The organism is Streptomyces durocortorensis, assembly GCF_031760065.1.
In the GTDB taxonomy this organism is placed as follows: Bacteria; Actinomycetota; Actinomycetes; order Streptomycetales; family Streptomycetaceae; genus Streptomyces.
The window spans coordinates 3241603-3263080 of the sequence record NZ_CP134500.1; the positions used below are offsets into that span (position 1 = coordinate 3241603).

Here is a 21478-nt window from a genome sequence, read left to right on the forward strand (position 1 = left end):
TGCGTAAGTGCGGGGCCGGGATCGGGGGCGTACCGCCGCGGGGTCAGACATCCAGCAGCCGCCTCCCCTCGAACGCGCGGCCCAGAGTGACCTCGTCGGCGTACTCCAGATCGCCGCCGACCGGCAGACCGCTGGCCAGCCGGGTCACCTTCAGGCCCATCGGCTTGACCATCCGCGCCAGATACGTCGCGGTGGCCTCGCCCTCCAGGTTGGGGTCGGTCGCGAGGATCAGCTCCGTGATGGAGCCGTCCGCGAGCCGGGCCAGCAGCTCACGGATGCGCAGATCGTCCGGGCCCACTCCCTCGATGGGGCTGATCGCCCCGCCCAGAACGTGGTAGCGACCCCGGAACTCACGCGTCCGCTCGATCGCCACGACATCCTTGGGCTCCTCGACGACGCAGATGACGCTCACGTCGCGGCGCGGATCCCGGCAGATCCCGCACTGCTCCTGCTGCGCGACATTGCCGCACACGGCGCAGAACCGGACCTTGTCCTTGACCTCCAGGAGGGCGTGGGCGAGCCGGCGTACGTCCGTGGGCTCGGCCTGAAGGACGTGAAAGGCGATCCGCTGCGCGCTCTTGGGACCGACGCCGGGCAGCCTGCCCAGTTCGTCGATGAGGTCCTGAACAACGCCTTCGTACAACGGAACGCCTTTCTTCGCTTCCTGCTCCGTACCGTAGTGGGTACGGGTCGGTACCAGTAGGGCCCGGACCCCTGGGAGTCCGGTCAGAACGGCGTCAGAACGGCAGGCCGGGGATGCCGCCACCGCCGCCCAGGCCCTGCGCCAGCGGGCCGAGCTTCTCCTGCTGCAACGCCTGCGCGTTCTCGTTGGCCGCCTGGACGGCCGCGACGACGAGATCGGCGAGCGTCTCCGTGTCCTCCGGGTCCACCGCCTTCGGGTCGATCACCAGGGCGCGCAGTTCGCCGGAGCCGGTCACGGTGGCCTTCACGAGGCCGCCGCCCGCCTGTCCTTCGACCTCGGTCCTGGCCAGTTCCTCCTGGGCCGCGGCGAGATCCTGCTGCATCTTCTGGGCCTGCTGGAGCAACTGCTGCATATTGGGCTGGCCACCACCGGGAATCACGGTCACTCCTGGCATTTCGACGACAAATGTTTCGGTATGCCGAGCCTACGTGCTCCCCGGTCGCCGCGCTCCACCCACCGGTGACCAACTCTTTCGGGTGAGATTCCAGAACCGCCGTGAGGGCTCCTATACCTGACCAGCGGCCCCGCCCAGGCGGGAATCCCGCGATTTCGGCCCCCCAGCCCACCATTCGGCGGTAGGAAGGGCATGCGCAACGGCGCACGAGCGCACATATTCAGTGACGCAGAGTTACACCACGGGAGCCGTCCCGTCCGTCAGAGTGCAGAGGAGTGCCCCGGTGAGTCAGCCGGAGATGCAGCCCGAGGGGCCGCCCCGCAAGGAGTCCGATGCGGGATCCGGTGAGAACGGAGCGGATAGTTCCGCTACCGGGAACGGGGCCAGGACCGCAGACAGCGCCACCGGCCGCGCCGGGGGGCGCGATCTGACCGGACGCCCCTTCCCGCTCGGCGACTGGGGCGAGCCCGCCGAGCGGCTGGACGAGCTGTACCGCTGGGTCGAGGCCGGGGCCCTGGACACCGCCGACTGGTACCTCAAGGACCGGATCTGGAAGCGCCGGGGAGCGCGGGCCCTGCGAATGGGCACCGCCGCCGGGGTGATCGCCGGGGCGGCCCTCCCGCTGCTCGATCTGACCGGTGCGCTGAACGGCTCGGCCGGGTGGGGCTATCTGTCACTGCTCCTCGGCGCCGCCTGCATGGCCTGCGACCGGTACTTCGGCCTCACCTCCGGCTGGATAAGGAACCTCGCCACGGCCCAGGCCGTGCACCGTCGGCTCCAGGTGCTCCAGTTCGACTGGGCCTCGGAGTGCGTACGGGAGATGCTCGGGCCGACCGAGGGCACGGCCAGCGAGGCGGCGGAGCGGTGTCTGGGGGTGCTGCGGAGGTTCTCCGAGGACGTCACCGAGCTGGTGCGGTCGGAGACGGCGGACTGGATGGTGGAGTTCCGGGCCGGGCCCGCGCCGATGGGCATGCAGGCGCTGGTCACCGGAAGCGCGGGCGGACGGGCGGAGTCGGGGGCGGTGCCGGGGCGGTTCTCGATGCCGTCGGTGGCGGCCCGGCCGAACATGCCGCGGCAGCGGCCGCCGGAGCCGGGGGCGCGGTGAGGTCGCTTCGGGGGCGCTGCCCCCGGCCCCGGGCCTCAATCGCCGGACGGGCTGGATTTCGGCGCCCCCTGCCCCCGCCCGCAGGTAAAGCGCACGGGCCGGGTCCCCCGCCCGTTGCGGTCAACTGAAGATGATCATTGAGCCCTGTGCCAGGCTGCGGGTCGCCGCCGCGTGGAGGCCCAGCCACACGTGGCGTTCCCGGGCGAACGGGCTGTCGTCGCAGGGGATCGGGTCCGCCGGCTGCTCCAGGGCCGTGGGGCCCGCGGGTGGTTGCGGGGCGGCCGGGGGGTTGGCCGGGTCGATGCCGATGGACGGGGCGACGAACTCCAGCTCCCGCAGCAGCCCGTGCGCGGAGCCCAGCGGGCCGCCGCCCGCCAGGAGCGCGTCGTCGGAGAGCGGCGCCGGGAAGTCCACGGGGACGTACGCCCCGGCGTGGTCGTAGTGCCAGACCAGATGCGACTGCTGCGCGCCCTGTTCGAACATCTCCAGCAACTGCTCGTAGTCACCGTCGAGACCGGCGACCGGGGTGACGGCGAGGCCGCTCAGCTGGAGCAGATAGGCGCGGCGCAGAAAGTGCAGGGCGTCGTAGTCGAAGCCCGCCACGGGGGCGACGTCTCCCGTGAGGCCCGGCATGTACGCGTAGACGGGGACGGGCGGCAGGCCCGCGTCGTTCAACGCCTTGTCGTAGACGGCGATCTCTTCGGCGAAGGGATTGTCGGCGCTGTGGCACAGCACGTCGACGAGGGGGACCAGCCACAGGTCACAGGCCACGAAGTCTCGCTCTCCAACGGGTTCGGGCGATCGTCGGGACAGCGTAATGCGGGCGGAACCTCACGCACAGTGCCCCGGAGCGAACGGAGAGACCGGAGGGCTGTCCGGAGGGCTGTGCAGAGCTTGCCCCGCGGCCCGACTCGGGGCCCGACTCGGGACCCCGCAAGGCTCGCAGGACCCTCGGGGCTCACCGCCCTTGCGCCTCCAGGCGGTCCGCCCAGGCCAGTGCGTGCGCGTAGTAGGAGTGCAGGGTGGCGTGGACCTGCTCGTGGTCGCCCCGGGCGATGGCCTCGACCAGTTCCTCGTGACCGTCCCACAGGGCGCTCCCGTCCGCGCCCTCACCGTTCTCGCCGCGCAGCCGGTGCACGGCGAACATCCAGGCCTGGACGCGGAGTTTGGTGAGGAAGTCGGCGATGTAGGGGTTGAGCACGAACTGACCCAGCTCCCGCCAGAACCGCAGGTCGTACCCGATCAGCACGTCCAGGTCGCCGCCCTTCGCCGCGCGGACCGCCTCCGCCGCCCGCCGCCGGATCGAGGCGAGACTGTCGGGCCGGACCGCGACCCGGGCAGCGGGGTCGCGGAAAAGGCCCTCGACGACGAGGGCCCGGGCCTCGGTCATCGCACGGTAGTCGGCGACGCTGAACTCGCGGACCTGGAACCCCCGGTGCTGGTCGGAGGCGAGGAGCCCCTGCGCGGAGAGGTCGAACAGGGCCTCGCGGACGGGCGTCGCGGAGACCCCGTACTGCACGGCGATCTGCTTGACCGTGAACTCCCGGCCCGGCGGAAGACGCCCTGCGAGCACCTCGTCACGCAGCGCGTCGGCGATCTGCTGGCGCAGGGTACTGCGGGTCACACCTCCACTCGGACCCATACCGGTTCCTCCCGTTCATCCCTGTTCATCCCCTTCGGCCGGTCGTTCCCGGTCAGGGTCAGTCACCTTAGGCTCGGGTCACCTTAAGCCAGGGCCGCCGCCGTGCCCGTTTCCGGGCACGGCGGCGGCCGACTGGGGGCACTTCCGAGGCCGATAGCGTACGGAAGCGGATCGTCCGGTTACGAGGCGTACGCGCCGGGCGGGCGTGCGGGCGCTACACCGTGTGCTCGTCGGCCACGGAGAGTGCGATGTCCAGCGCCGCGAGTCCCTCCTTGGCCTCGGCCTCGGTGACGTTGCAGGCGGGGACGGCGTGGGTCCGGTTCATGTTGATGAACGGCCACAGCCCCTGCTTCTTCGCCGCCGCGCCGAAGGCGGCCATCGGGGCGTTGGCCTCGCCCGAGGCGTTGTACGGGACGAGCGGCTCACGGGTCTCGCGGTTGCGGACCAGCTCCAGTGCCCAGAACGCGCCGAGACCGCGCACCTCGCCGACGGAGGGGTGGCGCTCGGCGAGTTCGCGCAGGCCGGGGCCGAGGACGGTCTCGCCGATCCGGGCCGCGTGCTCGACGACCTTCTCGTCCTCCATCACCTGGATGGTGGCGACGGCGGCGGCACAGGCCAGCGGGTGGCCGGAGTAGGTGAGGCCGCCGGGGTACGGGCGGGTCTCGAAGGTCGCGGCGATCTCGGCGCTGATGGCGACGCCGCCGAGCGGTACGTAACCGGAGTTGACGCCCTTCGCGAAGGTCAGCAGGTCCGGCACGACGTCGAAGTGGTCGGCGGCGAACCAGGCGCCGGTGCGGCCGAACCCGGCCATCACCTCGTCCAGCACGAAGACGATCCCGTACCGGTCGCAGATCTCGCGGACACCCGCCAGATAGCCGGGCGGCGGGGTCATGATGCCCGCCGTGCCCGGGACGGTCTCCAGGATGATCGCGGCGATGGTGGCCGGGCCCTCGAAGGCGAGGGTGTCCTCCAGGTGCTGGAGTGCGCGGGCGCACTCCTCGGCCTCGGTCGCGGCGTAGAACGGCGAGCGGTAGAGGAACGGCGCCCAGAACCGGACGACGCCCGCCGAACCGTTGTCGGAGGCCCAGCGGCGCGGGTCGCCCGTGAGGTTGATCGCGGTGGAGGTCGCGCCGTGGTACGAGCGGTAGGCGGAGAGCACCTTCGTACGACCGGTGTGCAGCCGGGCCATGCGGATGGCGTTCTCCACGGCCTCGGCACCGCCGTTGGTGAAGAAGATCTTGTCCAGGTCACCCGGGGTGCGCTCGGCGATGAGGCGTGCGGCCTCGGAGCGCGACTCGACGGCGAACGCGGGCGCGAAGGTGGCGAGTTTGCCCGCCTGCTCCTGGATCGCGGCGATCACGGTCGGGTGCTGGTAGCCGATGTTGGTGTAGACGAGCCCGCTGGTGAAGTCGAGGTAGCGGTTGCCGTCGTAGTCCCAGAAATAGGCCCCCTCGGCGCCGGCGACGGCGAGCGGGTCGATGAGGCCCTGGGCGGACCAGGAGTGGAACACGTGCGCGCGGTCCGCGGCCTTCACGGCCGCACCGGCCGCGGGGTCGGCGTACGGGGCATGAGGGGCATGAGGGGTCATGCGGTGAGCGTAGGCGCTGGTGGGGGCGGTCTCCATGGCCACCTTGTATGACGTGGGGCGCGGAGGTCGGCAGGGTGTCGGGTCCGGGCACCCTCCCTCAATTGACAGCATACTGTCGTCATGACAGGCTTCTGTCATCTACTTCGGGAGGCCGTCATGACCAGCAGCAGAGCTGTGGTCCATCTCGCCGTGTACGACACCCTCGCTGACTGGGAGACCGGGTACACCACCGCCTTCCTCGCCCAGAACGGCTACCGGGTGCGGACCGTGGGACCCGAGCGGGAGCCGGTCACCACCATGGGCGGGCTGCGCGTGCAGCCCGATCTGGCGCTGGCGGAGCTGCGGCCCGAGGACAGCGCGCTGCTGATCCTCCCCGGGGCCGGACTCTGGGACGCGGGCGACGACTTGGCGCCGTTCGCCCGTACCGCGCGCACCTTCCTCGACGCGGAGGTGCCGGTCGCGGCGATCTGCGGGGCGACGGCGGGACTGGCCCGCGAGGGGCTCCTCGACGACCGGGCGCACACCAGCGCGGTCTCCTTCTACCTGGCGGCGACGGGGTACGGGGGTGGCACGCGGTACGTGGACGCGGACGCGGTGACGGACGGCGGGCTGATCACGGCCGGACCGACGGAGCCGGTGGCGCTGGCGCGGGAGGTGTTCGGGCTGCTGGGGGTGTACGGCCCGGAGAAGCTGGGGGCCTGGTACCGGCTGTTCCACGACTCGGACCCGAGTGCGTACGAGGTGTTGGAGGGTGAGTGAGCGCGCGGGGGAAGTCCCTTCCCGACAGGAGTTGTTGAGCCGGGCCGCGCTGACGGTGTTCCGCCTGAACGGGCAGTTTCTCGCCGTGGCCGACGAGTTGGCCGAGCCGGGTGGCCTTACGGCGGCTCGGTGGCAGGTGCTGGGGGCCGTACTGCCCGAGCCGTTGCCGGTGGCGGGGATCGCGCGGGCGATGGGTATCACCCGGCAGAGCGTGCAGCGGATCGCGGACCTGCTGGTCGAGCAGGGGCTCGCGGAGTACGCGGAGAACCCGGCCCACCGCCGCGCGAAGCTGTTGCGGGTGACGGGGGCGGGGCGGGATGCGGTGTCCCGGATCGACCCGGCCCATGCGGAGTTCGCTGCGCGGCTGGCGGGGGAGCTGGGGGCGGAGGGGTTCGCGGAGGCGGTGGGGGCGCTGGAGCGGCTGTCGGGGGCGGTGGGGGCTTTGACGGCCGCGCAGGCGTATGGGCCTGGGGCGGGGGCTGGGGCTGGCTCTGGGGCCGGGGCTGCCCCAGCCCCAGCCCCTGCCCCTGCCTCCGGCGCGGAGCCGGGCCACCGGCCCAGCCCGTCCGGCGCTTAGGACGGGCGGAGTGCGGGCACGGCAGGCGGGCACGGCAGGTGCGCTCGGCAGGTGCGCTCGGCGGCGCTATCCTCGTGCGGGCCGCACGGGGGAGGAACGCGCCATGGACAAGCTCGGGGCCGAGGACCCGCACCGCATCGGCGCGTACAGGCTCCTCGGCCGCCTCGGCGAAGGCGGCATGGGGCAGGTCTTCCTCGCCCGCTCCGACCGCGGCCGCACCGTCGCCCTCAAGCTCGTCCGCCGCGAGCTCGCCGAGCGGCCCGAGTTCCGCGCCCGCTTCCGCCAGGAGGTCCACGCGGCGCACCGGGTCGGCGGGACCTGGACCGCCCCCGTGCTGGACTCCGACACCGAGGCCCCGGTCCCCTGGGTCGCCACCGGCTACGTCGCCGGGCCCTCCCTCCAGCGCATCGTCTCCGGCCGCCCCGGCACCCCAGTCGCGGCCTCGGGGGCGTACGGGTCGCTCCCGGTACGTTCCGTCCGGTTCCTCGGCTCCGGGCTCGCCCACGCCCTCCAGCACATCCACGGCGCCGGGCTCATCCACCGCGATCTGAAGCCGTCCAACGTCCTCCTCACCATCGACGGCCCCCGGGTCATCGACTTCGGCATCGCCCGCGCCCTGGACTCCGTGCCCGACGGCGACCTGACCCGCACGGGAGCGATCGTCGGCTCGCCCGGGTTCATGGCCCCGGAGCAGGTGCGCGGCGAGCGCGTGACCACCGCGTGCGACGTGTTCTGCCTCGGGTCCGTCCTCGCGTACGCCGCTTCCGGCCGCCTGCCCTTCGGCTCGGCGGACAGCGGCGGGCCCCACGCCCTGATGTTCCGGATCGCCCAGGAGGACCCGGACCTGACCGGCGTACCGGAGGAGCTCGCCGACGTCGTACGGGACTGTCTGGCGAAGGACCCGGCGGCCCGGCCCGGTCCGGACGAGATCCTGGCGCGCCTGGGCGGGGCCGAGGCGGACGAACCCTGGCTCCCCGGCATCCTCATCGCCCAACTGGGCCGCCATGCGGTGGAGCTGCTCGACGCGGAGGACCCGGAGGCCCCGCAAGCCCCGCAAGCCCCGGCGGCCCCGGCGGCCCTCCAAGCCTCCGTGCCCCCGCCAGCCCCCGCGGCTCCGCCCCCTGCCTCAGCCCCGCCGCACCCGAACCCGCCCCCGTACCCCCATGCCCATGCCCATCCCCAGCCGCCCCCGTACCCCCACCCGCACGGCCCTACCGCCGAGCAGCCCTTCTCCCCCGCCTACTTCACCCCCGCGCCCCCTCCCGCCCGGGACCGCCGGTCCGCCGGGGCCACCGCCGCGCTGATAGCCGTCGCCGTGGTCGTCGCGATAGGTGCGGGCGGGTCCGTGTACGCGTTCATGAAGGACGGAGGCATGGGCACCACCATCTCCCCGGACGCGTCCTCCTCAACCGACGCGAACGGCCCGAACAGCACGAACGACACGGGAAGTGCGAACGGCGACAGCGGAGGCAACGGCGGGAGCGGGGGCAGCGGAGACAACGGCACCACCGACAGCGAAGGCACCGTCCCCCGCGTCTACCTCGGCACCTGGTCCGGCTCCATACCCGGCGACCAAGGCCCCTCCACCCGCACGCTGACCATCCGCCAGGGCGACGTCGGCGACCCGGTCCTCTCCCTCACCGCCGAAGGTCCCCTCTCCTCCGGCTCCACGTACCACTGCGAGTTCAGCGCACGCCTCGCCGCCCGCCCCACCGCCGACGGCCCCGTCCGGATCGGGCCCTCCGCCGTCTCCTCCGGCGAACCGGCCACCTCCTGCTCCCCCGGCAAAGCCACCGAGCTGACCCTGCTGCCGGACGGCACCCTGCGCCGGACGGTGACCGGCACGGGCGAGAGCCTGACCTACACCAAGTCGGATTGAGCTACATCCGGTCGGCTCGACCTGGATCGGCGCCATGCCCCGCCCGGTCCCGCCATGCCCCCCTGGGCCCGCCGTCCGCCCTCCACCCCAGGCACTCAACTCAGTAACGCATAAGCCGCGTTGAACAGGATCAGCGTGTGCACGAACCGGTGCGCACACGTCGGCCGGTACCGCCACATCAGCGGCCAGGTGTCACCCCCGAGCGCCGGTACGGGTACGTAACTGACCCGGCCCGTCGCCCCGTTGAACGTCGACACCTCGCGCGGCCACGGGCGTCCGGCCGTGGAGCCCGCCGGCACGAGGAAGTACACCCCGCGCCGCCCGTTCGACTCGGTGACGACCGGGCCCGGTTCGCCCCCGACCAACTCCTCCATCAGGTCGGCCAGCCGCCGCCCCTCGTCGCCGTCGACGCGGACGGCGTCGAATTGCACGCCCGCCTTGCGGAGCTGGAATCCGGAGTCCGGAATCCACTCGATTTTCAGCCCGCGATTCGTTGCATTCACAGGACGATTGTGGCGCTCGTCGCCTAGCGTTCTCCCTACCTGCCGAGGTGCGTCGCATAGCCGTTGACCTGCACCGACTTCGCTGAAGCCGAGTTGAGTTCGACGGTATCGAGTAGTGACCGGTTGAGTTCGGTCGAGTCGAAAAGAGATCGCGTAATGGCGAGTGCAGAGAACAAGGAATCCGCGAGCCCGACCGCCCAGATGGTGGCGGAGATCGCTCGCACGCTACGCATCCAGCGCGGGTGGACACAGGAGCAGGAGGGCAAGGAGCTCGGCTACTCGGCGGCGGCGATCAGCGCGATGGAGACCTGCGCGCAGCCCGCCAGTGACGCCATGCTCGTCGAGCTGGAACGGGTCTTCGGCAACGGCACCGGCATCTTCACGACGGCCCGGCGGTACATGCGGATGGAGCGGCTGCCTCAGCAGTTCCAGGACTACGCGCTGCTGGAGGAGGCCGCGATCAGCCTCCAGCTGTTCGCCATGAACGTCGTCCACGGGCTGTTCCAGACGGAGGCCTACGCGCGGGCGCTCATCGGTGGCTCGTTCCCGCCGCTCTCCGACGAGCGGGTGGAGGAGCTGGTCCAGCTGCGTCTGGCACGTACGGCCCTCTTCCACCGGGACCCGCTCCCGATGATCGAGATCATCATCGACGAGGCCGTCCTGCGCCGCGTCATCGGCAGCGAGGAGATCATGCGGGAGCAGCTGCTCCATCTTGTGGAGTGCGCCCGGCGGCGCAATGTCACGCTGTTGGTGCTGCCCCTGGAAGCCGGGAAGTACGGGGAGTACGCGGGTGATCGCGGCTCGATGAGCCTGCTGGAGACTCCCGCGCATGAGCATCTCGTCTATCTGGAGCCGCAGGACGAGAGTCTGCTGATCAGTGACCCGGCAAAGGTGAGCGTCTACGCTCAGCGCTATGCGAAGATCCGGTCACAGGCCCTGGGTCCTCGTGAATCGCTGGACCTCATCATGCGGTTGGCAGGAGTGAAGGAATGAGCAGCACCCTCCGGTGGTTCAAGTCGAGCTACAGCAGCGGCAGCGGCGGCGAGTGCATCGAGGTCGCCTTCGACTGGCGTAAGTCCTCCTACAGCAGCGGCAGCGGCGGCGACTGCGTCGAGGTCGCCGCCTGCCCCCACTCCGTCCACGTCCGTGACTCCAAGGTGCCCGACGGGCCCGCCTTCGCCGTCGCGCCGGACGCCTGGTCGGCCTTCCTCACCTGGGCGGACTGAGCGGGCACAGCAGGACCCACGGTGTGCGCCCGCAGAATTCGTGCGGGCGCGTCACCGGCAGGCCTTGCACGGCGATACGGGCCGTGCCCCATCGGTGACCGCGACAGCGCTCGCGGTCCTCTTCAGTTCCGTCGTCCGTCACGATGTGACGGCATCACACGCCGTCAGGTCCAGGTCCGGGCCGGGGTCCAGATCCAGGTCCTTCCTCCGCAGTGCCAGCCACAGGTCGTAGCGGGCGCTGGGGGGCCGGAGCAGTGAGCGCTGGAGCACGGTCTCCAGCCGGGTGAGGCGCTTGCGGGCGCCGGGGACGGAGATGCCCAGCCGGGCGGCCGTCGGGCCGAGGCGGCCCTCGCACTCCAGCCAGGTGCGCAGGGTCTCTTCCGCGCCCCGGACCCCCTGGACCGGGGCCAGTTGCTGTTCGGCCCACTCCCGAACGGAAGGACGGCGCAGGACCTCGTCGAGAGCCTGCGCCGCCTTTGCCGTACCCGGGCCGGTGCCGGTGCCGGTGCCGATGCCCGCGCCTGTTCCGATACCTGTGCCTGTGCCTGTGCCGTCCGCGTACGGGGCGGGCTCGGCGGTGCAGGCCGGGGCGGGGGTGGCGCGGATGCGCAGGGCGAGGTCGAGGGCGGCCTGGTCGGCGAGGCGGTGCAGGTCGAGGCCGAGCAGCTCGCCGATGAACCGGACTCGGGCGGCCAGGGTGTTGCGGTGGATCTTGAGGTGGTCGGTCGCGTGCGACGAGAAGGCCAGCCAGGAGGCGGCGGTGGCAGCCAGCTCCTGGCTCACGGGGTCCTGGGCGCGGCGGGGGACGTGGGTCAGGAGCGGGGCGAGCAGGGCGTCGGCCCACTGCCGCCCGGCGCGGCCGACGACGAGCGCCGCCTCCGGCGATACGCCGAACCTCGCGTGCCGGGAAGGCAGTTCGCGGGCAACGGCGAGGGCGTGGAAGGCCTGGCGGTAGCCGGTGGCGGTGTCGGCGAGCGGCACCGGTTCGCTGACACCGACCACGCAGTCACCGACCCGGGCGGCGACGGCCTCGTCGATGGTGACCTGGCCGGTGGCGACCCGGTCGGTGGCTGCCCGGTCGGTCGCGACCCGGTCGGTGGCGGTCCCCCGCGGCGCCTCGTCCGCGGGCGTCACGAGGATCAGATGGCGTACGTAGACGGGGCACCGCACGATCCAGGACCGGCCGCCGTCCGCCTCCGCGCAGACCCGGGCCACCTCGTCCCGCCCGTCGCCCGAGCACTCCACGACGCACACCCGCACCGGGTCGGGGAGCCGGGGACGCAGCGCACCGGCGACCTGCTGGGCGATGGAGAGCTGGCCCGTCATCAGCAGGTGCAGCACCGCCTCCCGGCCCCGCGACTCGGCGAGGTCAACCCGGCGCCGCTTGCGTTCCAGCGTTTCGGCCTGCCAGCACAGCTCCAGCGCCAGCACCACGTCCGCCAGCAGCGTGGCGAGACCGGCGGCGACGGGCCGGGGCGTGACGACGGCGAGCACGGGGGCGGTACCGGGGTCGTCGGTGTGCAGGGGGAAGAGGAGGGCGGTGTGCTCGCCGGTGTCCAGGGAGTACGCCTGGGCCCCGCGCTCGGTCAGGGCGGTCGCGCCCTCGGCGAGCAGCTCTGCCACATCGGGGACGACCGCCCCCGCGGTACGCGCCGCCGCGTGCAGCACAGTCCCGTCCGACCCGACGAGGCCGGCCCAGCCGTCGGCCCGGCCGGAGAGCCAGCGCAGCAAGGCGGGCGTGCCGCCGCTCCGCACCAGTCGGTGCATCCGCAGGAGGTCGTCGGCCCGCTCACGCACTCGCACGTGTTCCCCCGATGTCTGCTGTCCGTGGCCTGCTCGGCTGCTGCCCGGTCGGTGTGGCTGTGCGGACTGATACCTCCGCGGCCGTCCCACTGGGCGTATTGAATCTCCCGGTCTCCCTACCCCGCGATCTATCGTCCGAACGTGCTCGGGCACGTCCTTCGGGGAACGACGGCAGCGGCTCACGGGGGTGGTCGCTGTCGTCGGTGCCCGGCCTCATGGCCTTTCCGTTGACTCGTGCCCGGGGCCGATTGTCAGTGGTGCCTTCTAGCGTGGTCGTTGTCGGCTTCCGAGGAAAGGCACCACCATGGAGTTCCGTATCGAGCGCAGCGCTCTGACCGACGCCGTGGCCTGGGCGGCCCGCGTCCTGCCCGTGCGCTCGCCCGTTCCCGTGCTGGGCGGACTGCTGCTGGACACGGAGATCGAGGGCGGGCGGCTGCGGATCTCCGGGCTCGACTACGAGGCGTCCGCGCGCATCGACGTGAGCGACGCCGAAGTCCTGCGGCCCGGCAGGGTGCTCGTGATGGGGCGGCGGCTGCTGGACATCTGCAAGGTGCTGCCCGAGGGGCCCGTGGAGTGCGCGGTGGAGGGCTCGCGGTTCACGGTGTCGGGCGGCGGTGCCCGGTTCGGCCTGTCCGTGCTGCCGTTGGCCGACTATCCGGCGCTGCCCGCGCTTCCGCAGGTCCGGGGAGCGGTCGACGCGGAGCTGTTCGCGGCGGCGGTCGCCGATGTGGCGGTGGCCGCGGGGCGCGATGACACCCTGCCCGCGCTCACCGGCATCCGGCTGGGGCTCGACGGGGAGGCGGGGACGATGACACTCGCCGCGACCGACCGGTACCGCTTCGCCGTGCGGACGCTGCCGTGGAAGGCCACCGCCCCCGGCGAGAGCGCCGATGTCATCGTCTCCGCCCGCCGGTTGACCGAGATCGCCCGCTCGCTTGGGCGGTCCGGGCTGGTGAGCGTGGCCCTGGACGCCGGTTCGGCGGGCTTCGAGCACGCCGGGATGCGGACCACCGTGCGCCTGCTGGAGGGCCGACTGCCGCGCCACGAAAAGCTGTTCGCGATGCAGGACCCGGCCGTGGCGGTGGTGGACCGGGCCCGGCTGGTGGAGGCCGTCAAGCGGGTCTCCGTCGTCGCCGACGGGGACAGCCCGGTGCAGATGACCTTCTCCCGTCCCGATGCCTCGGTCCTGCTCCAGGCCGGCTACGAGGACGATGTGGCCTCACAGCGAATCCCCGCCGAACTGGAGGGCGCCGAGGAGATGGTGGTGGCCTTCAACCCGGCGTATCTGGCGGACGCGCTGGCCGCCTTCGAGGAGCCGTCACTGCGGCTCCTGCTGCTGGGGGCGGGCCAGCGCGCGATGATCACGGGCGGGGCGGACGGGACGGGCACGGACGCCCACAGGCACCTGCTGATGTCGGTGCGGCCGCAGTTGATCTGACCGGGTCCGCCCGGACTCCCGGTTCCCGTAGTCGCGTCGCAGGGGGTCGGCGCCCTGTCCACGAGCGCGCCGACCGTGCCGACCGCGCCCCGGTCGCCGGACGCCGGACGCCGGAACGGAGGGTGCGTCCGGCGCGAGCCGGGCACACCCCCCGCACGGATGGGGACACGGGTGGATCAGAGTCGGGCAGGGCCGGGCAGGGTCAGCAGCCCAGGCTGCCGGGTCAGCAGCTCAGGTTGGGGCCGGTGGTGGTGCCGAGGAACTGGGTGAACTGCGTGAACTTGTTGACGCGGCTCTGGACCTGCGCCGGGTTGCCGCCGTCGCACTCAAGCGTGCCGTTGATCGACCGGATCGTCTCGCCGAAGCCGGGCCCGTTGACGATGGCGTTGTGGCCCGTGATCGTGCCGGGGCCGGTCTGCGTGTTCCAGTACCAGAGGGCGGTCTTCCAGGCGATCGAGGAGTTCTGCTCCACGAGGTAGGGGTTGTTCAACAGGTCGATGCCCAGGGCGTCACCAGCCGCCTTGTAGTTGAAGTTCCAGCTCAGCTGGATGGGGCCGCGACCGTAGTAGGCGGCCTGCCCGGCCGGGCAGCCGTAAGGCCGGCCCGCGTCGCAGTAGTGCGGGTAGTTGGCCTCGTTGATTTCCTTGATGTACACCAGCCCGCCGGTTTCGTGGCTGACGTTCGCGAGGAAGGCCGCGGCCTCCCGCTTCTTGAGCTCGTCGCTGCCGGTGTTGGCGAAGGCCGGGTAGGCGCCCAGGGCGTCGGTGAGGCCCTGGTACGTGTAGAAGGCGTTGCGGTTCGGGAACATCTGGTTGAACTGGGCCTCACTGACGACGAAGCCGTCGTTCTCCCCCGGTTCCTCACCGCCGTCGCCGCAGGCACCCTGGTCGGCCCAGACGTCGGAGCTGCCCGGGGTCTCGTTCCGGGTCCACCACTTGGCGGTGTAGTTGCGGCCGTTGTACGAGGCGGACTGGCCGCCCGTGTAGACGGAGGACGAACTCCACGCCGTGGCGCAGGCGGCGGCCTGTGCGGTGGCGGCGGGAAGGATGACGAGCGCCGCGACAAGCGCGCCCAGCGCGACCAGCACACTCAAGACACGTCGGATCACGTGATCACACTCCTTGGATGCGGCGCGACGTCCGGCCGCGCGCCGCCGTGGGGGTGTCCGACACTCAAGCGAGGATGGTCTGTACCTGTCAAGGTCTAGACCATCCTGGGAACGGTACCGAAAGTAAAATCTTCCGGCCCCGTCCACCATGTGGACGGGGCCGGAAGATCCGGGCAGGCGGTACAGGCCGTGCGGGCCGGTACCGGCTGCCTACAGGAACGAGTTGATCTCGATCGTCTCGGTGCGGCCGGGGCCGACGCCGATCGCGGAGATCGGGGCGCCCGACATCTCCTCCAGGGCCTTCACGTAAGCCTGCGCGTTCTTCGGCAGGTCGGAGAAGGTCTTGGCCTTGGTGATGTCCTCGGACCAGCCCGGCAGGGTCTCGTAGATCGGCTTCGCGTGGTGGAAGTCGGTCTGGCTGTACGGGAGCTCCTCGACGCGCTTGCCGTCGATCTCGTACGCCACGCAGACCGGAATCCGCTCCCAGCCGGTGAGGACGTCCAGCTTGGTGAGGAAGAAGTCCGTCAGGCCGTTGACCCGGGTCGCGTACCGCGCGATCGGGGCGTCGAACCAGCCGCAGCGGCGGTCACGGCCGGTGGTGACACCGCGCTCGCCGCCGATGCGCCGCAGCGCCTCGCCGTCCTCGTCGAACAGCTCGGTCGGGAACGGACCGGCGCCCACGCGCGTCGTATAGGCCTTGAGGATGCCGATCACGCGGCTGATCTTCGTCGGGCCGACGCCGGCACCGGTGCAGGCGCCGCCCGCGGTCGGGTTCGACGAGGTGACGAAGGGATACGTGCCGTGGTCGACGTCGAGCAGGGTGCCCTGGCCGCCCTCGAAGAGGACGACCTTGCCCTCGTCGATGGCATCGTTCAGGATCAGGGTCGTGTCGGCGACGAACGGCTTGATCTGCTCCGCGTACTGGAGCATCTCCTCGACGATCCGGCCGGCCTCGATCGCCCGCCGGTTGAAGACCTTGGCCAGAAGCTGGTTCTTCTGCTCCAGGGCCGCTTCGACCTTCTGCTCCAGGATCGACTCGTCGTAGAGGTCCTGGACGCGGATTCCCACCCGGTTGATCTTGTCGGCGTACGTCGGACCGATGCCCCGGCCCGTCGTACCGATCTTGCGCTTGCCGAGGAAGCGCTCGCTCACCTTGTCGATCGTCACGTTGTACGGAGTGATCAAATGAGCGTTTCCGCTGATCAGAAGCTTGGACGTGTCGACGCCTCGCTCGTTCAGACCGCTCAGCTCGGAGAGCAGGACCGCCGGGTCGACTACGACACCGTTCCCGATGACCGGGGTACAGCCCGGCGACAGGATTCCGGAGGGGAGGAGATGCAGTGCGTACTTCTGGTCGCCCACGACGACCGTGTGACCGGCGTTGTTTCCGCCTTGGTAACGCACGACATAGTCCACGGATCCACCGAGGAGATCGGTGGCCTTCCCCTTGCCCTCGTCACCCCACTGAGCACCGAGCAGCACAAGTGCGGGCACAGGCGTACACCCCTTCCGGGCGGGGCATGTCCAAGGTCAGGGGGCGTACGTCAAGGTCGTACCTGCCGCACGACGATGTACGGCAAAGCCTGAGCCGTCGAACCGGGTGCCCCGGAATAGACGAAGCCCCTGGCGCAATAGCGCAAGGGGCTCTTGCACCAAGATGCTACCCGAGGAAGGACCGAGGTGTCGGCTGCAGAGCCCCCCGGCGACGGCGGCGACCAGCTCCTGGTGGTCATCGACCCGGTTGCCCGCCGGACCGACGGCGAGTCCGTGCGTATCGCGAAGGACGTGCTGAGCGCCGGTTCGCACGCCAAGATCTGCCTTCCGGACACCCCCGAGGAGTTCGCCCGGGCCCTGTCCCGCCGGGGTCCTCGCCGCCCCGTGGTGGTCGGTGACGACCACGCCCTGCTGCGCGCCGTCGCCCAGCTGCACCGCGAGCGGGAGCTCGCCCGGGGCGTCCTCTCGCTGATCCCCGTCGGCGCGGCGCACGCCCTGGAAGTGGCCCATGCCCTCGGCGTGCCCCGGGGCGCGGTGGCCGCCGCGCGGACCGCGCTCGACGGGGCGGTGCGGCGGCTCGACCTGCTCGTGGACGACAGCGACGGCGTCGTGCTGGGCCGGCTGCGCATCCCCGCCCCGGCACCGCCGCCCGGCTCGGGGACCCCGCACTCGGGCGTCACGGCCGTCTGGGACACCTGCCGCTCCCTGATGACGTCCCTGGTCCGCCCGGCCCCGGTCGCCGCCGCCCACCCGGGCACGCACCGGCTGCGCATCGAGGCGGACGGGGTGCTGCTGAGCGACCTGGACACACCCGTGCGGGGCGTCTCGGTGACCTCCCAGGGCGACGCGGGCCTGGTCGACGTCGTCGTCCGCACCTCGGACGGCGAGGACGTCACCGTGGAGGCCAAGGCCGTCACCGTCTCCGGCGCTGACTTCCGCTACCGGGCCGACATACAGACCGGCGGCCCTGTCCGTACCCGGACCTGGACCGTGCGGGCGGGCGCCTGGGGGCTGATGCTGCCGCCCCCGGCGAGCGCGGACGGGACGACAGGCGCACGCTGAAAGGAGACGACCGCGGACGTCCCGGAGGTGACCGTCATGACCAGGATCGCTGTCGGATGGCACATCGACCTCGAATTCGAGGAGGACAGCCATCGCACCCGTGCGGCGGCGCTCGTCCGCCTCTCCGACGGAACAGAGGTACGCGCCCACGGCTACGCCAGCCGCCACCCGTCGGACGAGGACCAGCAGCGGGTCGGCGAGGAGATCGCGGGAGCGAGAGCGCTCAACGAACTGGCGATGAAACTGCTGACCAAGGCACACGAGGAGATCGACGAGGCGTCGGGCAGGACGTCGTACCCACTGACCTAGTTCCGGGGGCGCTGTCCCCGGGGCCGCGCTCCTCGATCGCCGAAGCGGCTTGAGGGGGAACCGGCCCGGACCCCACCCACGTCCCCCCTGACATGAACACCACGGACACCCGACGGGACGCCATCACCGGCACCGCTGGCTGCGTCATCGCCGTGCTCGGCACGCTCGCGGGCATCATGGTCTGGCTCCCGTACGGCAGGAGAGGCCTCTTCGGCGCCTTCGAGAGCGAGACCAACCCGGACGTCTTCTGGCTGGGCCTGCCCGTCATGGCCGTCGGCGGGGCCGCGGCCGCCCTGGCCGTCTTCGCCGTCGTACGGGGCCGGTGGCGCTCGGCGCTCGGGCTGCTGGCGGCCGTCGCGGGGATCGCCGCGTTCGGGTACGGCTTCGACGTCCTGACAGGCCCTCAGGCCTTGGAAGACTGCGGCCCGCCCTGCTGAAGGCGCCGGTTCGCGGTGCCCACGGGTACGCCGGGGCGCAATGCCCACGGACTGTGTGCCTACACCTCCACCACCAGTTCCTTCAGCCCCCGGATCACGTACCCCGGGTGCCACTCCGGTTCCGCCGCCAGTCGCATCCCGGGCGCCTTGCCCAGCAGCTCCCCGAAGGAGGCGGCCAGCTCCAGCCGGGCCAGCGGGGCGCCCAGGCAGTAGTGGATGCCCGCGCCGAAGGTGATGTGCGGGTTGTCCGGACGGGACAGGTCGAGCGTGTCCGGGTGCGCGAACCGCTCCGGGTCCCGGTTGGCCGAGCCGAACAGCAGCGCCACCTCCGCCCCGCGCCGGATGACCTGGCCGTCGATCTCGATATCGTCCAGCACCCAGCGCTCGAACATCTGCAACGGGGTGTCGTAGCGCAGGAGCTCCTCGATCGCGGTGGGCAGCAGCGCGGGGTCGCCGCGCAGGGCGGCCAGCTGTTCCGGGTGGTGGAAGAGAGTGCGCCAGCCGCCCGCCGTGGTGTTCACCGTCGCCTCGTGGCCCGCGTTCAGCAGCAGCACACAGGTCGAGATCATCTCCTGCTCGCTCAGCCGCTCCCCCTCGTCGTGGGCGGCGATGAGCGCCGAGATCAGGTCATCGCCGGGGGCCTTGCGGCGCTCGGCGATGAGCCCGCGCAGATACGCGGAGAACTCCTCCGACGCCCGGACGGCGGCCTTCGCCGTCTCCTCGGACGGGTTCAGCTCGTACATCCCGCAGATCGCCGCCGACCAGGGCCGCAGCGGCCCCCGGTCCGCCTCGGGGACCCCGAGCATCTCGGCGATCACGGCGACCGGAAGCGGCTCCGCGACCTCTGCCAGCAGGTCGCCACCGCCCTTCGCCACGAACGCGTCGACCAGCCCGGCCGCCAGCCGCCGTACGGTCGGGGCGAGGTTCTCGACCGTACGCGGGGTGAACGCCTTGGAGACCAGCCGCCGGATACGGGGGTGGTCGGGCGCCTCCAGGTCGAGCATCCCCTCACCGTTGAGCGTGGTGAACGGCTCGTGCGCGGCGGGCGGCGGGGTGCGGCCGAATTCCTCGTGGCTGAAGCGGTGCAGATACGTACGGCCCAGGCGGCGGTCGCGCAGCAGCGCCGATACGTCGGAGTGGTGCGGGATCAGCCACTGCCCGGTCGGCTCGAACCAGTGCGCCCGGCCGGTGGCGCGCAGGGCGGCGTAGGCGGGGTAGGGGTCGGCGACGAACGCGGGAGACCAGGGGTCGAATGACACGTGCATGACCCGACGCTACCCGCCTCCGCCGCCGGCGCAAGGGGCCCGGGGCAGCCCCACCGGGGTCAACCCGGCGTGACCAGCCGTGCCTCGTACGCGAACACCGCCGCCTGGGTGCGGTCGCGCAGACCCAGCTTCACCAGGATGCGGCTGACGTGCGTCTTGATCGTGGACTCGGCGACGATCAGGTGCGAGGCGATCTCCGCGTTGGACAGGCCCTGCGCGATCAGGACGAGGACCTCCGTCTCGCGCTCCGTGAGGTCCCCGACGCGGGCGAGGGCGGGCGGCCGCGGGGCTTCCGCCAACTTGGAGAACTCGGTGATCAGCCGCCGGGTGACCGTCGGGGCGAGCAGCGCCTCGCCCGAGGCCACCACCCGCACGCCGTCCGCGAGCTGCCGGGCCGAGGCGTCCTTGAGGAGGAAGCCCGAGGCCCCGGCCCGCAGCGCCTGGTACACGTACTCGTCGAGGTCGAACGTGGTCAGCACCAGGACCTTCGCGTCGGCGTCCTGCGCGACGATCTCGCGGGTCGCCTCGATCCCGCTCATCTCGGGCATACGGATGTCCATCAGCACGACGTCCGGGCGGAGGGCGGCGACCTGGGCGACGGCCTGCCGCCCGTCCACCGCCTCCCCCACGACGGTGATCCTGGGCATCGCGTTGAGCAGGACCGAGAAGCCCTCGCGGACCATCATCTGGTCGTCGACGATCAGCACCCGGATATCGGTGTCGCTCATGCGCGGCCGTCCTGTTCGATGACGACCGTGTCGGCGTTGCCGTTCGCGTCCGTGTCCGGGTGGCCGCCGGTCGTGTCGCGGGCGGTCACCTCGCTGCCCGTCGCGTCCCGTGTCTCCGGCTCCTCGGACAGCGGTACGGGCAGGAACACCGCGATCTCGTACCCGCCGTCCGCCGTCGTCCCGGCCGTCATCTCACCGTTCAGCATCGCGACCCGCTCCCGCATCCCGGTGATGCCGTGCCCGGCCCCCTGGGATGGCTTGACCAGTCCGGTCGGGGGCCCGTTGACCACGCGCAGTCCGAGCCCGCCGAGGACATAGCCGAGCTCGACCTTGGCGGAGGCGCCCGGCGCGTGCCGCAGGCTGTTGCTCAGGGCCTCCTGGACGATCCGGTACGCCGACAGCTCGACGCCCTGCGGGAGCTCGCGGACGGCCCCGGTGATCACCTTCTCCGTCTCCAGGCCCGCTTCGCGGACGTTGTCCAGCAGCCCGTCCAGCACGGCGAGCGTGGGCTGCGGGGCGTCAGGCGCCTCGTAGTCCTCCGCCCGTACGACCCCGAGGACGCGGCGCAGCTCGGTGAGGGCGGCCACGGCGTTCTCCCGGATGGTGACGAAGGCCTGCTCCAGCTCCGGCGGCGGGTTCTCGACCCGGTAGGGGGCGGCCTCGGCCTGGATCGCGACGACCGACATGTGGTGGGCCACCACGTCGTGCAGCTCCCGGGCGATCGTGGTGCGCTCCTCCAGCAGGGTGCGCCGGTCGCGCTCGACGGCGGTGACGGTGCGCTGCACGGTGACCTCGCGCTCGGCGTCACGCCGGATCTGGACCACGGCGACGACGAGCAGCACGAAGGCGGAGAGCGTCGCCAGGGGCGCGGTGACGGTCGGGTCGCCGCCCTCCAGCAGCATCCCGAACAGCAGGGTCAGCAGCCACATCCAGGCGGCGGTACGGGGCCGGGTCCGGGCGGCCACGACAACCATGACCACCACCTGCGCCGCGAAGGCGCTCGGCGCCCACAGCTCGCCGCTCAGGACCCCGCAGAAGACGGTCGCCAGCATGGAGGCCCAGAACGCGGCGACCGGCCTGACGAGAGTCATCGCCACCGCTATCGCGGGCACCAGACCCATCAGGAAGCGGAACTCCCACTCGGCGAAGCCGATCATCATCACCACGAAGGCGGCGAAGAGCACCAGGGCGTGCGGGGCCCAGACGACGCCCTTGCGCAGCCCCCCGGGCAACCGCCGGATCAGCCGTCCCTCGGGGTTCAGCGGCGGCAGGGGGCGGTAGGCGAGCGCCTGGCGGAAGAGGTCCTCCCGCAGGCCGTTCATCGCCCCTTCGGCTGCCCGGAACTCCGGGCCCTTGGTCTTTGTCTGGGTCTCGGTCACGCTCCCACGGTAGGCGGCGGCGGACGGCGGGTCGTCAGCACCGATATGGATTCGGCGGGGTCCGTCTCAAGGACTACCC

At 71.8% G+C, this 21478-nt stretch carries 22 protein-coding genes; 10 read left to right on the top strand and 12 right to left on the bottom strand.

All coding sequences use genetic code 11. The annotated features are described in order from the left end of the window. Positions 1-43: 43 nt before the first annotated feature. Both recR and RI138_RS14225 read right to left on the bottom strand, forming a co-directional pair. On the bottom strand, positions 44-643 hold the full coding sequence (recR, locus tag RI138_RS14220) for a recombination mediator RecR (RefSeq protein WP_311120209.1): 600 nt from the start codon (positions 641-643) through the stop codon (positions 44-46). A gap of 94 nt (positions 644-737) precedes the next feature. Continuing rightward, positions 738-1082 carry a YbaB/EbfC family nucleoid-associated protein gene (locus RI138_RS14225; protein WP_073775674.1) on the bottom strand — a complete coding sequence of 115 codons (345 nt, stop codon included), beginning with the start codon at positions 1080-1082 and terminating at the stop codon, positions 738-740. A 298-nt stretch (positions 1083-1380) separates the two neighbouring features. Here RI138_RS14225 and RI138_RS14230 point away from each other — a divergent pair, with 298 nt between their 5' ends. Continuing rightward, positions 1381-2202 carry an SLATT domain-containing protein gene (locus RI138_RS14230; protein ID WP_311120210.1) on the top strand — a complete coding sequence of 274 codons (822 nt, stop codon included), beginning with the start codon at positions 1381-1383 and terminating at the stop codon, positions 2200-2202. 120 nt (positions 2203-2322) lie between these two features. Here the strand turns inward: RI138_RS14230 and RI138_RS14235 are convergent, their stop codons facing one another. From RI138_RS14235 to RI138_RS14245, 3 genes are all read right to left on the bottom strand, one after another. Beyond that, positions 2323-2973 (bottom strand): hypothetical protein, encoded by a 651-nt coding sequence (locus RI138_RS14235; protein WP_311120211.1) that lies wholly within the window; start codon positions 2971-2973, stop codon positions 2323-2325. A 187-nt stretch (positions 2974-3160) separates the two neighbouring features. Continuing rightward, positions 3161-3844: a GntR family transcriptional regulator gene (locus tag RI138_RS14240; protein ID WP_311120212.1), complete on the bottom strand. Its 684-nt coding sequence runs from the start codon at positions 3842-3844 to the stop codon at positions 3161-3163. A 214-nt stretch (positions 3845-4058) separates the two neighbouring features. Continuing rightward, entirely contained in the window at positions 4059-5432 is a 1374-nt protein-coding gene (locus tag RI138_RS14245; RefSeq protein ID WP_311120213.1) for an aspartate aminotransferase family protein, read from the bottom strand. A 156-nt stretch (positions 5433-5588) separates the two neighbouring features. On the opposite strand from RI138_RS14245, the gene RI138_RS14250 reads away from it, so the two are divergent. From RI138_RS14250 to RI138_RS14260, 3 genes are all read left to right on the top strand, one after another. Then, positions 5589-6191 carry a type 1 glutamine amidotransferase family protein gene (locus RI138_RS14250; RefSeq protein ID WP_311120214.1) on the top strand — a complete coding sequence of 201 codons (603 nt, stop codon included), beginning with the start codon at positions 5589-5591 and terminating at the stop codon, positions 6189-6191. Beyond that, entirely contained in the window at positions 6184-6768 is a 585-nt protein-coding gene (locus RI138_RS14255; protein ID WP_311120215.1) for a MarR family winged helix-turn-helix transcriptional regulator, read from the top strand. The genes RI138_RS14250 and RI138_RS14255 overlap by 8 nt, the downstream gene beginning before the upstream one ends. A 103-nt stretch (positions 6769-6871) precedes the next feature. Further along, complete coding sequence (locus RI138_RS14260) at positions 6872-8647, top strand: serine/threonine-protein kinase (protein ID WP_311120216.1); 1776 nt, start codon at positions 6872-6874, stop codon at positions 8645-8647. A 95-nt stretch (positions 8648-8742) separates the two neighbouring features. Here RI138_RS14260 and RI138_RS14265 read toward each other — a convergent pair whose 3' ends face one another. Beyond that, positions 8743-9150 carry a hypothetical protein gene (locus RI138_RS14265; RefSeq protein WP_179499897.1) on the bottom strand — a complete coding sequence of 136 codons (408 nt, stop codon included), beginning with the start codon at positions 9148-9150 and terminating at the stop codon, positions 8743-8745. 156 nt (positions 9151-9306) lie between these two features. Between RI138_RS14265 and RI138_RS14270 the strand changes: the two genes are divergently transcribed. Together RI138_RS14270 and RI138_RS14275 are read left to right on the top strand one after the other, a co-directional pair. Continuing rightward, positions 9307-10143, top strand: a complete 837-nt coding sequence (locus RI138_RS14270) for a helix-turn-helix domain-containing protein (protein WP_311120217.1) — start codon at positions 9307-9309, stop codon at positions 10141-10143. Beyond that, on the top strand, positions 10140-10376 hold the full coding sequence (locus RI138_RS14275; protein WP_311120218.1) for a DUF397 domain-containing protein: 237 nt from the start codon (positions 10140-10142) through the stop codon (positions 10374-10376). The genes RI138_RS14270 and RI138_RS14275 overlap by 4 nt, the downstream gene beginning before the upstream one ends. 138 nt (positions 10377-10514) lie before the next feature. Here the strand turns inward: RI138_RS14275 and RI138_RS14280 are convergent, their stop codons facing one another. Further along, positions 10515-12143, bottom strand: a complete 1629-nt coding sequence (locus RI138_RS14280; protein ID WP_311122895.1) for a helix-turn-helix domain-containing protein — start codon at positions 12141-12143, stop codon at positions 10515-10517. Between the two features lie 340 nt (positions 12144-12483). Between RI138_RS14280 and dnaN the strand changes: the two genes are divergently transcribed. After that, positions 12484-13617 carry a DNA polymerase III subunit beta gene (dnaN, locus tag RI138_RS14285; RefSeq protein WP_311120219.1) on the top strand — a complete coding sequence of 378 codons (1134 nt, stop codon included), beginning with the start codon at positions 12484-12486 and terminating at the stop codon, positions 13615-13617. Between the two features lie 223 nt (positions 13618-13840). On the opposite strand, the gene RI138_RS14290 is transcribed toward dnaN, so the two are convergent. Beyond that, positions 13841-14725, bottom strand: coding sequence for a glycoside hydrolase family 19 protein (locus RI138_RS14290; protein WP_311120220.1), 885 nt, complete (start codon positions 14723-14725; stop codon positions 13841-13843). Positions 14726-14935: 210 nt separating this feature from the next. Further along, entirely contained in the window at positions 14936-16219 is a 1284-nt protein-coding gene (locus RI138_RS14295; RefSeq protein WP_096622774.1) for an adenylosuccinate synthase, read from the bottom strand. Positions 16220-16405: 186 nt separating this feature from the next. On the opposite strand from RI138_RS14295, the gene RI138_RS14300 reads away from it, so the two are divergent. From RI138_RS14300 to RI138_RS14310, 3 genes are all read left to right on the top strand, one after another. Continuing rightward, the gene (locus RI138_RS14300) at positions 16406-17281 is read left to right on the top strand and encodes a diacylglycerol kinase family protein (RefSeq protein ID WP_096622772.1); all 876 of its coding nucleotides are present in this window, start codon (positions 16406-16408) and stop codon (positions 17279-17281) included. Positions 17282-17317: 36 nt separating this feature from the next. Then, positions 17318-17590 (top strand): DUF1876 domain-containing protein, encoded by a 273-nt coding sequence (locus RI138_RS14305; RefSeq protein ID WP_096623023.1) that lies wholly within the window; start codon positions 17318-17320, stop codon positions 17588-17590. Positions 17591-17682: 92 nt separating this feature from the next. Continuing rightward, positions 17683-18027, top strand: a complete 345-nt coding sequence (locus RI138_RS14310; RefSeq protein WP_311120221.1) for a hypothetical protein — start codon at positions 17683-17685, stop codon at positions 18025-18027. Positions 18028-18086: 59 nt separating this feature from the next. On the opposite strand, the gene RI138_RS14315 is transcribed toward RI138_RS14310, so the two are convergent. The 3 genes from RI138_RS14315 to RI138_RS14325 are packed head-to-tail and all read right to left on the bottom strand — an operon-like array spanning position 18087 to position 21399. Then, positions 18087-19292: a cytochrome P450 gene (locus RI138_RS14315; protein ID WP_311120222.1), complete on the bottom strand. Its 1206-nt coding sequence runs from the start codon at positions 19290-19292 to the stop codon at positions 18087-18089. A 59-nt stretch (positions 19293-19351) separates the two neighbouring features. After that, positions 19352-20020, bottom strand: coding sequence for a response regulator transcription factor (locus RI138_RS14320; protein ID WP_311120223.1), 669 nt, complete (start codon positions 20018-20020; stop codon positions 19352-19354). Continuing rightward, complete coding sequence (locus RI138_RS14325; RefSeq protein WP_311120224.1) at positions 20017-21399, bottom strand: sensor histidine kinase; 1383 nt, start codon at positions 21397-21399, stop codon at positions 20017-20019. The genes RI138_RS14320 and RI138_RS14325 overlap by 4 nt, the downstream gene beginning before the upstream one ends. Positions 21400-21478 lie beyond the last annotated feature (79 nt).

Coding starts and splice junctions, on each gene's coding strand:
- RI138_RS14240 (WP_311120212.1), bottom strand. CDS start 3,844: ATGGGTCCGAGTGGAGGTGTGACCCGCAGTACCCTGCGCCAGCAGATC.
- RI138_RS14245 (WP_311120213.1), bottom strand. CDS start 5,432: ATGACCCCTCATGCCCCTCATGCCCCGTACGCCGACCCCGCGGCCGGT.
- RI138_RS14250 (WP_311120214.1), top strand. CDS start 5,589: ATGACCAGCAGCAGAGCTGTGGTCCATCTCGCCGTGTACGACACCCTC.
- RI138_RS14260 (WP_311120216.1), top strand. CDS start 6,872: ATGGACAAGCTCGGGGCCGAGGACCCGCACCGCATCGGCGCGTACAGG.
- RI138_RS14270 (WP_311120217.1), top strand. CDS start 9,307: ATGGCGAGTGCAGAGAACAAGGAATCCGCGAGCCCGACCGCCCAGATG.
- RI138_RS14275 (WP_311120218.1), top strand. CDS start 10,140: ATGAGCAGCACCCTCCGGTGGTTCAAGTCGAGCTACAGCAGCGGCAGC.
- RI138_RS14280 (WP_311122895.1), bottom strand. CDS start 12,143: ATGCACCGACTGGTGCGGAGCGGCGGCACGCCCGCCTTGCTGCGCTGG.
- dnaN (WP_311120219.1), top strand. CDS start 12,484: ATGGAGTTCCGTATCGAGCGCAGCGCTCTGACCGACGCCGTGGCCTGG.
- RI138_RS14305 (WP_096623023.1), top strand. CDS start 17,318: ATGACCAGGATCGCTGTCGGATGGCACATCGACCTCGAATTCGAGGAG.
- RI138_RS14310 (WP_311120221.1), top strand. CDS start 17,683: ATGAACACCACGGACACCCGACGGGACGCCATCACCGGCACCGCTGGC.
- RI138_RS14315 (WP_311120222.1), bottom strand. CDS start 19,292: ATGCACGTGTCATTCGACCCCTGGTCTCCCGCGTTCGTCGCCGACCCC.
- RI138_RS14320 (WP_311120223.1), bottom strand. CDS start 20,020: ATGAGCGACACCGATATCCGGGTGCTGATCGTCGACGACCAGATGATG.